Annotated in this window: 13 protein-coding genes; 7 read left to right on the forward strand and 6 right to left on the reverse strand. The window is 39.4% G+C overall.

The features are described from left to right. Positions 1-65 precede the first annotated feature (65 nt). Positions 66-1880, reverse strand: a complete 1815-nt coding sequence (locus tag H6G74_RS05935) for a DUF1565 domain-containing protein (RefSeq protein WP_190966799.1) — start codon at positions 1878-1880, stop codon at positions 66-68. Positions 1881-2122: 242 nt separating this feature from the next. Here H6G74_RS05935 and H6G74_RS05940 point away from each other — a divergent pair, with 242 nt between their 5' ends. Continuing rightward, complete coding sequence (locus tag H6G74_RS05940; protein WP_190966800.1) at positions 2123-3238, forward strand: thiamine phosphate synthase; 1116 nt, start codon at positions 2123-2125, stop codon at positions 3236-3238. 94 nt (positions 3239-3332) lie between these two features. Then, positions 3333-3545, forward strand: coding sequence for a sulfur carrier protein ThiS (gene thiS / locus H6G74_RS05945; protein WP_190966801.1), 213 nt, complete (start codon positions 3333-3335; stop codon positions 3543-3545). On the opposite strand, the gene H6G74_RS05950 is transcribed toward thiS, so the two are convergent. Beyond that, a complete protein-coding gene (locus tag H6G74_RS05950; protein ID WP_190966802.1) occupies positions 3542-4753 on the reverse strand; it encodes a glycosyltransferase family 4 protein in 1212 nt (403 codons plus the stop codon). The genes thiS and H6G74_RS05950 overlap by 4 nt on opposite strands. A 1247-nt stretch (positions 4754-6000) precedes the next feature. Between H6G74_RS05950 and H6G74_RS05955 the strand changes: the two genes are divergently transcribed. After that, positions 6001-6978: a DUF1517 domain-containing protein gene (locus H6G74_RS05955; RefSeq protein WP_190966803.1), complete on the forward strand. Its 978-nt coding sequence runs from the start codon at positions 6001-6003 to the stop codon at positions 6976-6978. Positions 6979-7062: 84 nt separating this feature from the next. On the opposite strand, the gene H6G74_RS05960 is transcribed toward H6G74_RS05955, so the two are convergent. Next, positions 7063-8709 (reverse strand): mechanosensitive ion channel, encoded by a 1647-nt coding sequence (locus H6G74_RS05960; protein ID WP_190966804.1) that lies wholly within the window; start codon positions 8707-8709, stop codon positions 7063-7065. A gap of 342 nt (positions 8710-9051) precedes the next feature. Between H6G74_RS05960 and H6G74_RS05965 the strand changes: the two genes are divergently transcribed. From H6G74_RS05965 to H6G74_RS05980, 4 genes are all read left to right on the forward strand, one after another. Beyond that, positions 9052-9504, forward strand: coding sequence for an SRPBCC family protein (locus tag H6G74_RS05965; RefSeq protein ID WP_190966805.1), 453 nt, complete (start codon positions 9052-9054; stop codon positions 9502-9504). 219 nt (positions 9505-9723) lie between these two features. Continuing rightward, positions 9724-9969, forward strand: coding sequence for a hypothetical protein (locus tag H6G74_RS05970; RefSeq protein ID WP_062297687.1), 246 nt, complete (start codon positions 9724-9726; stop codon positions 9967-9969). Further along, positions 9950-10222, forward strand: a complete 273-nt coding sequence (locus H6G74_RS05975; protein ID WP_190966806.1) for a hypothetical protein — start codon at positions 9950-9952, stop codon at positions 10220-10222. Before H6G74_RS05970 ends, H6G74_RS05975 begins: the two co-directional genes overlap by 20 nt. A gap of 208 nt (positions 10223-10430) precedes the next feature. After that, a complete protein-coding gene (locus H6G74_RS05980; protein WP_190966807.1) occupies positions 10431-11501 on the forward strand; it encodes an LOG family protein in 1071 nt (356 codons plus the stop codon). Between the two features lie 601 nt (positions 11502-12102). On the opposite strand, the gene H6G74_RS05985 is transcribed toward H6G74_RS05980, so the two are convergent. The 3 genes from H6G74_RS05985 to H6G74_RS05995 form a co-directional block, all read right to left on the reverse strand. Beyond that, positions 12103-12786 carry a DevA family ABC transporter ATP-binding protein gene (locus H6G74_RS05985; protein WP_190966808.1) on the reverse strand — a complete coding sequence of 228 codons (684 nt, stop codon included), beginning with the start codon at positions 12784-12786 and terminating at the stop codon, positions 12103-12105. A gap of 33 nt (positions 12787-12819) precedes the next feature. After that, positions 12820-13992: an ABC transporter permease DevC gene (gene devC / locus H6G74_RS05990; RefSeq protein ID WP_190966809.1), complete on the reverse strand. Its 1173-nt coding sequence runs from the start codon at positions 13990-13992 to the stop codon at positions 12820-12822. Positions 13993-14120: 128 nt separating this feature from the next. Next, positions 14121-15308 (reverse strand): ABC exporter membrane fusion protein, encoded by a 1188-nt coding sequence (locus H6G74_RS05995; protein ID WP_190966810.1) that lies wholly within the window; start codon positions 15306-15308, stop codon positions 14121-14123. Positions 15309-15362 lie beyond the last annotated feature (54 nt).

The raw sequence follows: 15362 nt of genomic DNA on the forward strand, positions 1-15362 counted from the left end.
CAGATTATTTGCTACGTTGTATGATTCCCCAAAGTAGGGGCTAAAGGCTGTTAGCCCCTACTAATTTAATTCAAAGGTTCAATAATAGTTCTTAAACCATTATTGGTGAGATTTTTTAACATCTCATCAGCGTTATAACGATTACTAAATACTCCTGCTTGCATCACTCTGCGCCCTTTCCAGATGGTAGAAAATGCACCAGGGGCTACAAATTTTACTAGTTCCTGTTCTTGTTCGTTGGCTACTTCAACAATGACGCGATAACGTGTGTTGTTGGTAGGCGGTAAATAACTTTGAGTGTATGTAGTTGTATTGGTTTGGGGAAGTGGCACTTTTCGCAGGTTGGCAGTATTACCCAGGGGAACGTTACCATCAGGAACAGGTAACAAAGCTGCACTACCTGAAGAAATAGTTGTATTGGGTATTGGGGCTGGTTGGATGACAGAATCGGGTGCAGTAAATTCAATGGTGTTCCTGTCAATCTGCACGTAGTTGAACTGTGAGGATGCTGGTTGGGATGTAGGAGTCGTTGGGGTGTTTGTTGCTGGTTGGTTTCCTACTAAGCTGCTGGGAACTGGGAAGCCACCACGGGGAGGAGTTAGTTGTTGTTGGGGAGATTTGGGTTTGATGGTTGTAGTGGGTAATTTGGCGACGGGATTGGGTGTGGGAGCAACTTCAGTGGGAGAAACAGTAATTTCTGGATTGGTGGGAATAGTTGAAATAGTTGTGTTTGGTGTGGTTGGTTGGGGGTTATCTACAACAGTCGTAGCTGGCGCGTTCAGATCGACTTTACCTGTAATTTTGTTGCTAGTTAAAGTATTGCCAGTGGCAGCGATCGCCTGTTGAACTGCACTAGCATTAATATCATAACGGGCATTATTACGAAATTCGTTACCACCTGCTTCTGTAGTATTACCCAAGTCTGGCATAGCTTGGGCGATCGCTACTAAACCATCTTCTTTACTATCGGCAATGACATTATTGCGAATAATGGGACGCGCCTTGCCTTGGACTAAAATTCCTGAACGATTGTTTTGTATTTGATTACCCATGACTACAGGCGCGGCATTTTGGGTAATATTTACGCCATAACCTGTTTCTTGAAAAATATTTTCTTGCACTTTTGCCTGAGAACTACCACTGAGGGTAATACCATTAGCTCCATTTCGATAAAAATAATTTTTACTAATTGTCGGTGCGCCATTACCACTCACAGCTACACCATCTTGGGTACTTCCTGTAAATGTATTTTCCGACACTACAGGGTTAGTTGATTCAATCCACAAACCATAACCACGGGGATTAGCATTCGTCACACTCACCCCTGTTAACTCAGTTTGATTTGCACCCACAATCGTGACATTTTGTCCGCCATAACTGCGGCTCAAGTACAAGCCACCACCTTGAATTGTAATTCCACTACCTTTGTTAGCTGCATCACCTTGAATGGAAATCCCAGGGCGAAGTATTAAAGGAAATGTTTCTCCGGTTTCTTCACTGTAATTACCCGGAGCCAGCATAATGACTGTATTGCCTTGAGCAACACGCAAAGCTTGGGTAATAGTTTTTAACGGCGTGCGATCGCTGCCATTACCTGTAGTGTCATCCCCGATACTTGGGTTGACAAACAGTACATTAACCTGAGAAATTGGTCTTTCACCCAGGGGCATTCTATTTGGTAGAGATGGCATCTGAGCAACGGCACTATTATTGATTGCCAGCAAAGTTAAACTCGCCACTCCCATACCAAGCATACACAGCAAAAGTGAGTAACCAAAAGCTATCGGTATAGCTAAATTTAAAGATTGATGCGGTTGATCAAGGGTTATTAGCTTGAGCGCCAGTCTGTAATGTTGACCTGACACATTGGGGGACACCATTTTTACCATACTCCTAAGAAATAACAATAAAGTCTTATACCCTTAGACAGTAATATGTCGATAATGTTACCCACAATATTGACCTATTGGCTATTTTAAAGACAAAGTAATTAATGAAGAAAGTGGGGAGTCGGGAATAGGGAATGGGAAATTAGTTTTCTCAAGACCGAAACCCAATTTCCAGTACTCAACTCTTCATACCTCTTGCTTAGTAAATTAATGATGCTAAAAATATTGCATATATGAAAGAGGCTGACTATTATGAAAGCACTAATGGAGTTGTGGTAATGGTCGAGCCGTATAGCCAACAAGAGCAAATACAGCAAATTGTTTACCGCATATTAGATGCTAATTTAGACCGCACTCGTGAAGGTTTACGCATCATCGAGGAGTGGTGTCGTTTTGGGTTGAATAATGCTCAGTTAGCAGGAGAATGTAAATACCTGCGACAAGAGTTGGCAAAGTGGCATACAGCAGAAATACGAGCAGCGCGAGATACAGTAGGTGATATCGGCACTGATTTATCTCATCCCCAAGAAGAACAACGCGCTAGTATTAAGTCGCTGTTGCAAGCTAACTTTTGCCGTGTTCAAGAAGCATTGCGGGTGTTGGAAGAATATGGCAAGCTATATAGCTCCAATATGGGCAAAGCTTTTAAGCAGATGCGCTATCGGGTTTATACCCTAGAAAGTAGTTTGATGGGTTATCAACGCCATCAGTTATTGTGGCGATCGCATTTATATTTAGTCACATCCCCATCAGACAATTTGTTCGCCACGGTTGAATCTGCACTCAAAGGCGGATTGACGTTAGTCCAGTACCGCGATAAGAATTCCGATGATACTGTCCGGCTGGAACAAGCAACTATACTCAGACAGCTATGTCATGCTTATGGCGCTTTGTTGATTATGAACGATCGCGTCGATTTAGCCTTAGCTGTAGATGCCGATGGTGTGCATCTGGGGCAACAAGATATGCCAATTGGCTTGGCGCGTCAATTATTGGGGCCACAGCGCATTATTGGCCGTTCTACCACTAATTCAGAAGAAATGCACAGAGCCATTAACGAAGGCGCTGATTATATCGGTGTCGGCCCCATTTACGAAACTCCCACCAAAGCAGGTAAAGCCGCAGCCGGCTTAGAATATGTCCGCTACGCCGCCCAAAATAGCCCCATCCCTTGGTTTGCCATTGGCGGCATTGATGCCAATAATATCAATGATGTCATTGATGCTGGTGCAGAAAGGGTAGCAGTAGTGCGATCGCTCATGCAAGCCGAACAGCCAACTCTCGTTACTCAATACTTGCTGTCTCAACTCAATCGCGTCAGACCACAACCAGAAATCATTCAAAATTGATTACTGAGTCAATGGTCATTTGTCATTTGTCATTTGTCAAAAGGCAGGAGTCAATCAGATAAAATTTCATACTTCACACTTCATACTTGATTTTATGTCCGAGCAAATTACCCTTCAGGTAAATGGAGAAACCCGCAGTTGTTTATCTCCATCATTGTTACCCGATTTATTACAACAATTGGGTTTCAACCCGCGCTTAGTGGCGGTGGAGTATAACGGGGAAATTTTGCATCGCCAATTTTGGTCACAAACGATCGTACAATCAGGCGATCGCTTAGAAGTTGTTACCATTGTCGGCGGTGGTTAATTTTCTTGATAAAGCATCCGGTGAAGAGTTTTGCGCCTCGCTAATTCTTTACCTTTGCGACCAAGTTGTTCGCGCAATTGCTGGTTTTGACACAAGCGTTTAAAGGCTTGAAAGACTTCATACCCAGATTTTGGGTTGACTAAAATACCGTTCTCTTCGTGACTCACTACCTCAATCACAGAACCTAACCGAGAAGCAATTACAGGCTTACCAAAGTAACTTGCTTCTAAATATGTCACCCCAAAACCATCAATAAATCTCGCTTTGCTATCATTCACAGTCAGCATCGCAAAGATATCACAAGCCCCATAGTAACCTGCTAACTCGCTTTCAGGTACATAACCAGCAAAGTGTACCCGTTGGTCTACCCGCAAGCGTTGTGCGAGATTTTTCAATTCCGACTCACCCGCACCTTGACCACAAATTATATAGTGAACATCTATCCCAATAGTCAGTAATAAGGGGAGATTTTCAATCACTCGTTCAAAGCTTTTCTGTTTTACTAGTCTTCCCACTGAAAGAATGACAATTGCTGTTTCGGGAATGTTGTAACTTTGGCGTATCTTGACCCGTAAATCATCAAGATGACTTGAGTTTGTCCCGACGCTAAATTTTTCTGGTCTAACGATGGGATGAATGACATGGGTCGGAGTTTGTAACCGGAATGTGTTTCTAATGTAGTCTCTTGTAAAGGCGCTGTTACAAACAATGCCTGTGGCGCGGGATAATGTTAACTTAAAGAGCGATCGCCACAAAGGATTGCCTAAAATAGAGCGAATATCAAAACCGTGTAGATAAATAAAAAAACGGATTGGTAATAGATAGCTCAATAATAATAGTGAGGGAAACTCGTAACTGTGTCCCCATTCTATATAACGATAGTGATAGCGAAAATAAAGCTTAATTGCTAATACAAATGAGCTAAATAAATTCATCAAAGGCTGGAAAATATTTCCCCAAAATCTTCCTAGCCAGTATTGAGGATTAGGCCAGCGATAGACAGGAAAATGTTGCATCTCATCAAATTTTTTATCTCCTGCACAACTAGCCGCCAACACAATAATTCGTTCTGGATCTTGCACACAACGGTTATAGATATATTCGCTAATCACCGCCTCTTGTGGTAAAAATTGACGCGATATCACTAAAATATCTGGACATGATGTTTTTTCTCTAATGTTTGGCGCTAGTTGAGAAATATGTTCCATGTTAATCTTTGTAATTTGATTTAAATAATGTTTGAGTTTTGCATATTTAATTCAAGTAGATTGTTGCTAGTAAGTTAGTTCTGCTCACTAATAGTTAGCAACTGCTAATCATCACTTTTGAATTTCGATATCAGCCAAAATTCATCTCATACTTGATATTTCAGCAACATCAATTAATTATGGAATAGTAGTTATCATCACCAATAAGTTACTGAAGCTGCACAAGATAAGACCCACTAATCTAATACCAATTTGAAAAATAATTGTGACAGATGAAAGCCTGAAAAGCTTATTAATCTGAGCTTACACAATCTCAATGCCAAAATGGTATAAGTTGTTTTGCTAACAAGTTTGCTCGCCTAATTCTGATTAATCTTGGTGCTATTTATACTATATCTACATATATGTAGAATCGCAATTGATTTCTATCTGGTCAATAGATAAGTTAATAGTTATGTGTCTCACTTTTCCTCTTAGTATATTTTGGCCAATGGAGATTGTAAAAAAATGCAGTGGAATTTACTTGTAGCTAGAATCTGTAATTTTGGGCATTCTGTAACTGAACTTATTCAACGTTAAATAGCTATAATTTTTGTCAAAGTTTTTTACAAAAAGTTACCATTTGTGACAAATGCCAAATATCACCATTTTTAATTACCACTCCCTGATCCCAAGTTGTGAGAAACATAATTACCAATTCCTCTTGCTTGAGTGAATTTATTAACATCCTTTAAAAAATATTCTAGAGCATTAAATATAGAGATTCACTAGTTATTTATGTGAAGTGTTTGTTAACTATATATTTTTGTAATAATTGATGCTATTTGGTGAATGTATTGGTATCCATTTTGATACTGTAAATTATCCTAGCTACTAAATTTATTTGTGGAAAGAATCTCAAATTGTTTATTCAAGCTTCTGCCTTAAGGTATGGGGTGAATTTAGAATAGTATCATCTACCGATAGCCTGATTTGAGGGCAATTATTAATTGATCCCAAAGTTCCTACGCTTCAGCAGAAGTTCCAAGGTACGGTAATCTACTACAGAAATCCCCCCTCCGTCTGCTGTGTACCTGGGATAAGTCGCGGTAAATTGAAGATGTAGCAACAGTTAATGATGTTACAGAAAGCTACTGCCAATACAATACTCGCTTACTAGTCGCGGGCTGGCATCAGCTACATACCGCAAAATCCTATCAACAATAGGATGCAATCATCAGCAATAAAATTTTTCAAGCGACTGTGTTATGCGTAAAAAACTACAACAAACCATCAAACCACTGTTAAAAACCTTCTTTGTCCTCAGCTTAGTATTAGCCTTAGCATTAGGTCATGCTGACGGAGCCTTAGCGGCTCGCAGTGGTGGTCGTATCGGTGGCGGTTCCTTTAGAGTTCCTTCTAGCCGCACTTATACACCCCGTACCTACGCACCTCCTGGTGGTGGCGGATATTATGCACCTTATCCTGGCGGTGGTTTTGGCTTTCCGTTCCTATTACCGTTTTGGGGTATTGGCGGCGGATTTGGCGGTCTATTTACAATTTTAATTTTTATTGCGATCGCTAACTTCCTGGTTCAAAGTTTCCGTCGTGCTAACAGTGGCGGAATTGATGAAGTTGGTTATAACAGCAACCCCAATGTTTCTGTAACTCGCTTGCAAGTTGGTTTGTTAGCTCAAGCCCGCGATTTGCAACCCGCACTCAACAAAATTGCTGAACTGGCTGATACTAACTCTCCCGAAGGTAGAGCCGCAGTTGTCCAAGAAACTAGTCTAGCTTTACTCCGCCATCCAGAATATTGGGTCTATGGCGGCGGTGGTACACAACAAGCTAAATTAAATTCTGCGGAAAGCCAATTTAATCGTTTAGCATTGGCAGAACGTAGCAAATTTAGTGAAGAAACTCTTTCTAACGTTAATAACCAACTCAAAGCTGCTTTAGCAAAAGAAGCCTTACCTGCTAGTGATGAACTCGACAACCCAACTCGCCTCATTACTGAAGGCCCTGGGGAATATATTATCGTTACCTTGTTAGCAGCAACTCTCGGTAAATTTGAAATTCCTGCCATCAATTCTGCTGACGAACTGCGCCAAGCCTTGCGTCAAATGGGTAGCATTCCTGGTGAACAATTGTTAGCAATTGAAGTTTTATGGACTCCTCAAGCTGAAGGTGATACCTTAACTTCTGATGATTTGTTCGCAGAATATCCTGATTTGAAATTGATGTAAGCAGAAGTCAGAATTCAGAATTAAAAAAACCCGCTCAAGATGGTTCATCCATTCCTGCAAGCGGGTTTTTTCATGGGTATACTACTAGCCTTTATCCTTGAAAGAATCTAGCCACTCTTTAACTTGTTCGCGGGCGATATCGCGTCCACCCAAACCAAAAGCTAAAGCAATAGCAACAGCGATCGCACCGAGTAATAAACCAAATGCTAAATTGACAATATCGCTGGCAACCCCAATTTGTTGTAATGCCATTGCCGAAACTAGCGCAATAATAGAAATTCTGGCTACTTGGGCTAAAATTTTCGCTTGGCGATCGCCGGAACTGCTAATTAAATTAAAGGCGAGATTTGCCAAAAACAATCCGATAGCAAACACAATTAATCCGGCAAGAATCCGCCCCAAAATAATTAAAATGCCAGTTACCAATGTTGTCAGAGCCGGAATATTTAAAATATTCACTGCTGCCACAGTGGCAAATAGCAGAATGCCGACTAAAGTAATAATGCCAGCAATTTCTGATGGTGTGCGGAGTGGGGTTAATGGTTGTGTTTCGGTATGGACTTCTTGTCTAGCAGGTGAAGGTAAACCCAGTACGGCAAAAATATTATTAAAGCCCAAACTAGTCAAAACACTAGTAACTAAATCTCCGACAAAGCGCCCAATAAAAAAAGCGACAATTAAGATAGCTACGGCGGTGAAAATAGCAGGCAAACTATTCAAAATCTGTTGCAGCATAGTAATTGCTGGCACAGATATCGCCTCAATTCTTAAAGCATTCAGGGCGGCGATCGCCACAGGAATCAAAATTAAAACATAAACAATGGTACCGATAATTGTCGATAAAGACTGTGCGCCCATTGCTGATGAGAGTCCAAACCGACTACCTAAATAATCGATGCCCGTTGTGGCTAATAAATTAGTCACAATTCGGCGGACAATATTCGCTAAAAACCAACCCAATACCGCAATTAAAATTGCTGCCAAAATATTGGGCAGAATTGACAGAATTTCGGTAATTAAGGCTTGTACTGGTAAAAGTGCCTGTCGGAGTCCGAGAGTATCAAGAACTGGTGCCAGAAACAGTAAGAAGATAAACCAATATAAAGCACTGGCGATCGTCTCACTTAGAGAAATGCGATCGAGGCTGATAGTATCTTCTGGTGTTTCTTGATTTAACCGCTCATCCAATTTGAGTGCCTGCAATCCTCGCAACGTCACAAGTTTGACAATACTTGCTAAGACCCAAGCAACTCCTAACAAAATACCTGCACCTAAAACTTTTGGCAAAAAGCCAATTAGTTGGTCAAGGAAGTTATTCAGGGGTCGAGAAGCTACTTCTAGTCCTAGCGCCTGTAAAGCAGCTACTACCGTGATTAGAATAATGCTCCATAAGACTAAACTAGAGATGAACTTCTCAACTTGAGGAACATCTCTGCGTCCTGTCACCCCCGCCGCAATGCGATTATCAATGTCTGTGCGATTCAGGATGCTTCTAGTGATTGCCGCCATCACCAAAGCAACTAGTATCCCTACCAACAAAATCGCTACAGCACCGAGCAATCTTGGTGTATATAGAATTACTTGTTGTCCAATTCCTTGCAGATCCGCAATTCCTTGGTTTAAGTTTGGTTGATCTAACGGCAGATTAGGTGATTGTCCCAACAATTCCTGCCCTTTTATCGACAAACCCATGTCTATCAACCGGGTTATCCCTGGCCAAGTTGTGTTCATGGTTTCTTTGGTATTAAGTTTATGTGTTTGCCAAAAATACTTGTGAACTCAGTAGAGTAGATTTGAGGATGCCAAATTACACTCTAGTAAGTTTACGTGAATTTTGCGTATCAATTTACCAGTAAATATATCTAGACAATTGATAGATAGGCTAATTTGTTACAAATAACAAAATATTGACGCACAAAATTGTTGAGACTGGATGTAAGGATGTGGAGTGTAAGGGTTTTGTTGAGTTAAGACTTTGTTGGGTTACGCTATCGCTCCACCTGCCTCCTGCCTCCTGCTATAACAAGCCATTTTGAGTTAATCTAAGGGCAGCGACAGGATTGGTGAGTTGGCATGACCCAAGTTTTTGAACAATCAATTCAAATTAACGCCACAGCCGCAGTTGTAGAACGCTGTATTACCGATTTAGGGTTGATGCACCGTTGGCTGAATCCTGCGTTACGCTGTGAACCTGTAGATGAGGTTTGGAGTACGGATATAGGTAGTCAAAGCCGCTTTATTATTCAAGTTCCTGTGGTGCAACCAACTCTGAAGAGTGTTGTTGTAGACAGACAACCGGGTTTAGTGGTTTGGGAATTTCAGGGATTTTTTCAAGGACGCGATCGCTGGGAATGTCAACCAGTAGCAAAGGGAACATGCTTACTCAATCGCTTCGAGTTTGTGATTCCTAATCCCATAGTGAGTTGGGGATTCAATAATTTTGCCGCCTCTTGGACAAAACAAGATATGCAAGCCCAATTACGCCGCCTTAAACGGGTTGCAGAAGAAGTACAAATCAGTCAATAATCAATCTCAGTATTTCAGTAGATACTGTCCGTACTTAAGTATCATTGCGATTGACCGTCTTTGTTTATTCTGAAAAATTTGCGTATTCTTTCATCCGTCAATTACGCAAATGCGCTGATCCTTCAATTACCCATCTTCATAAATTCAGCAAGATCACGGTTACATTGAACTGGGGTTCTGATCAAAACTGCCAATATCCAGTTTATTAGGGTGCAACTTATGACTAGCCCTGCGATGAAATTTATTAGAGTCAATCTGGAAATGGCAAAAGAAGTAGCCCATAAATGGGAGCAAGCTTCATATAGTCAAACCAGTGCTTACTGTTTGGATATCTTAAAAGAACTAGGATTTCCTAGTACTGAACTACCTGTTAACTTGCAAACTCGTGAAGAACAGTTAAATTTCATCGCAGGCTTTGCTTCTTATGCGTTTGGGGAGGTTCAAAATGTCCAAGGCGCTAGTTGAAGACTTGTTTAATGAGCCAGAATGGGCAGAAGAAACCGCCGTACCAGCAACAGACCGGGAATTATTATTGCTGACAGAAAGAATTTCTAGTTTTGAAATTCCTATGCAAGTATTTTTGCAAGCTGTAGCGATCGCGGCTTACGATTGTGCATCCGCCTTCCGTTATGCTGATAATTATTTAACGACTCATCACAAGAATAAGCGAAAGAATCTGCGTTTTTTCAAGCCTTTGCGTAATTTTGAAAATAACTGAACTTATACATACCCAAATCTTGCCCCTCTAAGCGCCTCTTTAGAGGGGTTTTGTTTTTGCTTATAAGGGAGAGGTTAGAGGTTAGGGATTTTTCTAAAGTCCCTAGCCCCTAGCCTCTATTTCCCTGCCATTTCAACAAATTCTAAAAAAATTGTAAATATCGCTCCAAAATTAGATAGAATGTATTGCCACTCTGCCATCTGTTCTCATGACCTCATCTGCGTCGTTCGACACATTAGAGTCTCTGCAAGCCGATATTGTTGACTTAATCGATCGCCTACCGACGTTAAAAAATCGGCAATATATCCAACAGGCGCTTGCTACTATCATCCGTCTAGCCGATAGTGACATTGATCGTCTGGATTGGAAAATATTATCGGCTGCTTTAGCGGATATGGAGCGAGGCTTCGAGTTATTTTACAATTACCGACATGTACGTAAAGTAACTATATTTGGTTCTGCCCGTCTATCACCAGAAACGCCAGAATACAAAATGGCGTTAGAATTTGGTCGCGCTGTGACTCAACTGGGATTTATGGTGATGACAGGCGGCGGCGGTGGAATTATGCAAGCAGGTCATGAAGGCGCTGGGCGAGAAAATTCTTTTGGCTTAAATATTCAGTTACCCTTTGAACAGCAAGCAAATCCAATTATTGAAGGTGATCCAAAATTAATTCACTTTAAGTATTTTTTCACCCGCAAGCTGTTCCTGCTGAAAGAAAGTGACGCTGTGGCGCTATTTCCTGGCGGATTCGGCACTCAAGATGAAGCTTTTGAGTGTATGACCTTAAGCCAAACGGGTAAATTTGGCCCTGTACCTTTAGTATTAATTGACCATCCCGGCGGTGATTATTGGCGCTCTTGGAGCGATTATATTGATCAACAATTGGTGCAGAAAGGTCTTGTTAGCCCAGAAGATCCTAGTTTGTACACTGTGACAGATAACCTGGAAGTAGCTTGCAACGCCATTACAGGTTTTTACAAGGTTTATCACTCCAGCCGCTACGTTAGTAATCAGTTGGTGATTCGTTTAAGTTGCGATTTGTCAGATGCGGAAGTCGAACAACTGAATGCTGAATTCAGTGACATTCTAGTTAAAGGCAAAATTGAAAAAAGTCAAGCATTACCCCAAGAAGCTCAAGATGAAACTGCGGATTTACCTCGGTTAATTCTGCACTTCAATCAACGGGATTTAGGGCGTTTATATCAAATGATTGCCACAATTAACCAAATGGGTAGTCCTTCCCAAGAGGAAATAGCTCATCCTGAAAGGAAGTAGGGCAGAAAGCAGAAGGTAGGACGTAAAAGTCTTCCTTTGACTTTTTCAAACTACCTGACTGAATCAAGTTATTATTGCTTATTTGTTTGGAGTTTACCAGTGAAAATCTGTAGTTAGTATCGCCGGAAAAAATCTCAGAGTAATGAGTTTATTTGAATTGATGCGATCGCTTTTTTCAATAACAGTTTTTAAATCTCTATATCTCAGTGTCTCATAACTAAAGATAGAAGAAGTTGTAAATAGACCTTGTATAGTCTATTGTGTAAATTCTATTATCGTGGAAATTAAATGCGTAAGCACCTAAATAGTATGTATTACTAATGCTATTTACGCTATCAGTAATATTTATTAAATTAACATAGGTATAACCTCCCAATACAGCCTCACATTGAGATGGCATCAGACTGTACATAAATCCCCCTACATCAGTAGGATGAAAATAAGAAATTATGATACTAGCCATTATTTCGCTTTCTCCTTAGAAATTACAATAGCCTAGAAATTGAAGCATATTATTGGAATATATTTATTTTTTACTAAAAAATAGTAACATTTGTAGACTGATTTGATTTAAATGGTTTTTGGTCATTTTTTATAAATCCTAAAGTTTCTTAACTATTCGACCATCTTCTATGTGTATTATTCGCTCAGAAATATCTAAAATTCTATGGTCATGAGTAACCATTAAAATAGCAGAATTTTGTTCCTTAGCTAATAGTTGCATCATGTTAACAATATCTCGACCTGATTTACTATCTAATGCTGCGGTAGGTTCATCAGCTAGAACTAATTTAGGATGACTTACTAAAGCACGGGCAATTGCTACTCGTTGCTTTTGACCACCAGAAAGTTCAGATGGATAGCAATTAATTAGATTCCCTAATTTAACAGCATGAAGCATAGCTTCTGCTTTTTTACGAGCTTCCCATTTAGGAATATTATTGTCTAATTCAAGTGACATTTGAACATTTTGTCGAGCTGTTAAGAAATTCAGTAAATTATGAGATTGGAAAATATAGCCTATATGACGACGCACTTGTACTAATTTGTCATTACTAGCACCTGAGAGTTCTTGATTGAGAAATTTTAGGCTCCCATTTTGAACAGAACGTAACCCACCTATCAAAGTCAATAAAGTTGTTTTTCCTGAACCAGAAGGCCCAGTCATAGTTAAAATGTCTCCATGTTGAATATTCAAGTTTATATCAAACAAAACTTGGCTTTTTAATATTCTTTTTCCAAAATAATGATTGAGATTTTTAATGTCAACAATGAAATTTGTCATAACAACTTTACAAAAAACACTAAGTTAATTACATTAAAAAAAATCCGATGGGTCTACATTTCGCAATTTCTTTGTAGAGATTAAACCAGAAGCTAAACACATTAAAATTATAAAAAACAATACTATGCCTGCTTTATCTAAGCTCATACTGATTGGTAAGTTAGTAAAATCTCCAGCTACATCATACAAACCTATAGATATAGCAAAACCAGGTATGTAGCCAAAAGAAGCTAATATTAAAGCTTGTTGAAAAACTATAATTAGCAAGTATTTATTTTTAAAACCCATTGCTTTGAGAGTTGCATATTCAGCTAAATGACTAGCGATATTACTATAAAGAATTTGATAGACGACTACTACACCGACAACAAATACCATAGTCACCATCAATTGAAATACAAATCCAATCGGCGCTCTGTTCGTCCAATAGTTTTTTTCCAAATTAATAAAATCTTGGCGTGTCACTACTATTACATCTTTAGGTAATTGGGCAGATAAATTAGTCAAAACTTTCTGGATGTTAGCATCTGGTTTAAGGTTAATTAAGCCAATATCTACATTTTTTGCTGAACGACCTTGGAATATTTGGAAAAAAGTAGAGACACTAACAATTAAATTTCCATCAACGCCAAAAGATGGACCCAAGCTAAATAATCCACCAACTTTCACCTTATTTCCAATTGATGAATTGTAGTTAAATATTTCTAGAGTAACAGTTTTTCCTTGTTGAAAATCTTGAGTAATTGGCCCAAATTGTGAGCGAGATTTGCTGTCAAATAGAACTATCTTAGGTAATTGTAGTAAACTTTGATTTTGTTGAATATTTGGTAATTTTAAAATTGTGCTGTCTGGCTCAAATCCAAGTACATATATAGGAAACTTGATACCATTTATTAAATTTTTTAACTTGGCAAACTGCATATATAATGGGCTAACTGATTCTATACCATCACATCCTAATATCTGATATAAATACCAGCGAGGAAAACTTTGATTGAATGTCAAGGATTGATATTGAGTGCTGATTATAAATAAATCGCCTTTGAGATTATTATGCAACTGCGTAGCACTAGTGTATAAAGCATCTTGAAATCCAACTTGGACAAACATCAGTACTGCAATAAAAGCAATTCCAGTCGAAGCCACAAAAAAACGAGCTTTTTGTCGGGCTAACTGTAGCCAAGCGAGAGATATATTAATAATCATTTGAAAAACCTAAAGTGATAAATATGAGATAGATAACTGGTTAAAGTAAACCATTACTATCTAGTAGAAACTACATTAATTACAGGAAAATTATTACCTGGTGAGTTAATCAAGCTTTCTCTAGAACTTTAGATTAAAATGCGTACCATTACCTGTAAGTTAGTAAGAGCAGCAATTTCTTTGTTATCTTTCATATTGCTGATCCGAATTTTTACTTCAATTACTTTGTTATCTGTATCGGCTTGCAAATTATTAAACATATTTTGTTGACCAACTTGCAGGCCAATATCTGAGACTGTTCCTCGTAATTGCTTTGGTAAAGCATCACTAGTAATAACAACTGACTGACCTATACGTACTTTTTTAATATCAGTCTCATAAATTTCTGCTACTGCATACATCTGTTGTGTACGACCTAAGTCAGCTATTCCTGTTGAGCCAATAATTTCTCCAGGACGAGTATTAATTTTTAGAATTTGGCCAGCTACAGGCGATCGCACAGAACTCAAATCTAACTCTGCCTGAACTTGTTTAACTGAAGCTTTTGCACTCTCAACATTAGCTAGTGCTGCTTGCACATCAGTAGCACGGACTTCTGTAATACTTGCAAACTTAGCTTTGGCCTCTATCAACTGCTGTTGAATCGTTTCTACCGTTCGATTGTCAGAAGCTTTAGCTTCTTTATATCGCTGTTGCAGAATTTCGACTTGCAAACGTCTTGCTTCTGACTCAGAAGCAGAAATTGCGCCTACTTTGTATAGCTGCTGATATCGCTGATTTTCGCTTTCAGCATTACGTAATTCAGCTTCTAGTCGAGCAATTGTTGCTTGCTGTGCAGATATTGCTCCAGACAAATCAGCTTCTAGACGAGCAATTGTTGCTTGCTGTGCAGATATATCTCCAGCTTTAGCCCCCGCTTTGACTTGATTGAGATTAGCTTCGGCTACTAAGACTTGTTTTTGTGCTTTTTCTAAGGCTGTAAGACGGGGATAATAACTATCAAGAACAGCAATTATTTGTCCTTGACGTACCCAACTTCCTTGCTTGACAAGAAGTTTCGCCACTCGAACACCCCCTTGAGAGTTAGGAGCAGATAGACGAATTACTTCTCCTTCAGGTTCTAAAGCTCCTAAAGCAGTAACAGCAGTCATTATAGGAGAGCTACGAGGAGTAGGTGAGTCTAATTTAGGGGTTAACTGAAATCGTGAAAAGCTGTAGAGAGAAAGTGTACCAGGAACCACAGCCATAGCAGCAGTCAACATTATCAAATACCAACTTACAGGTTTTGTTAATGGCTGTCTTTGTTTGTATACCATAATTATCTCTTCCAAGTTAGGTTGCACAAGTTGTGCATGTTAATTCACTCAAAC

Source organism: Nostoc spongiaeforme FACHB-130 (genome assembly GCF_014698475.1).
Lineage (GTDB): Bacteria > Cyanobacteriota > Cyanobacteriia > Cyanobacteriales > Nostocaceae > Nostoc_B > Nostoc_B spongiaeforme.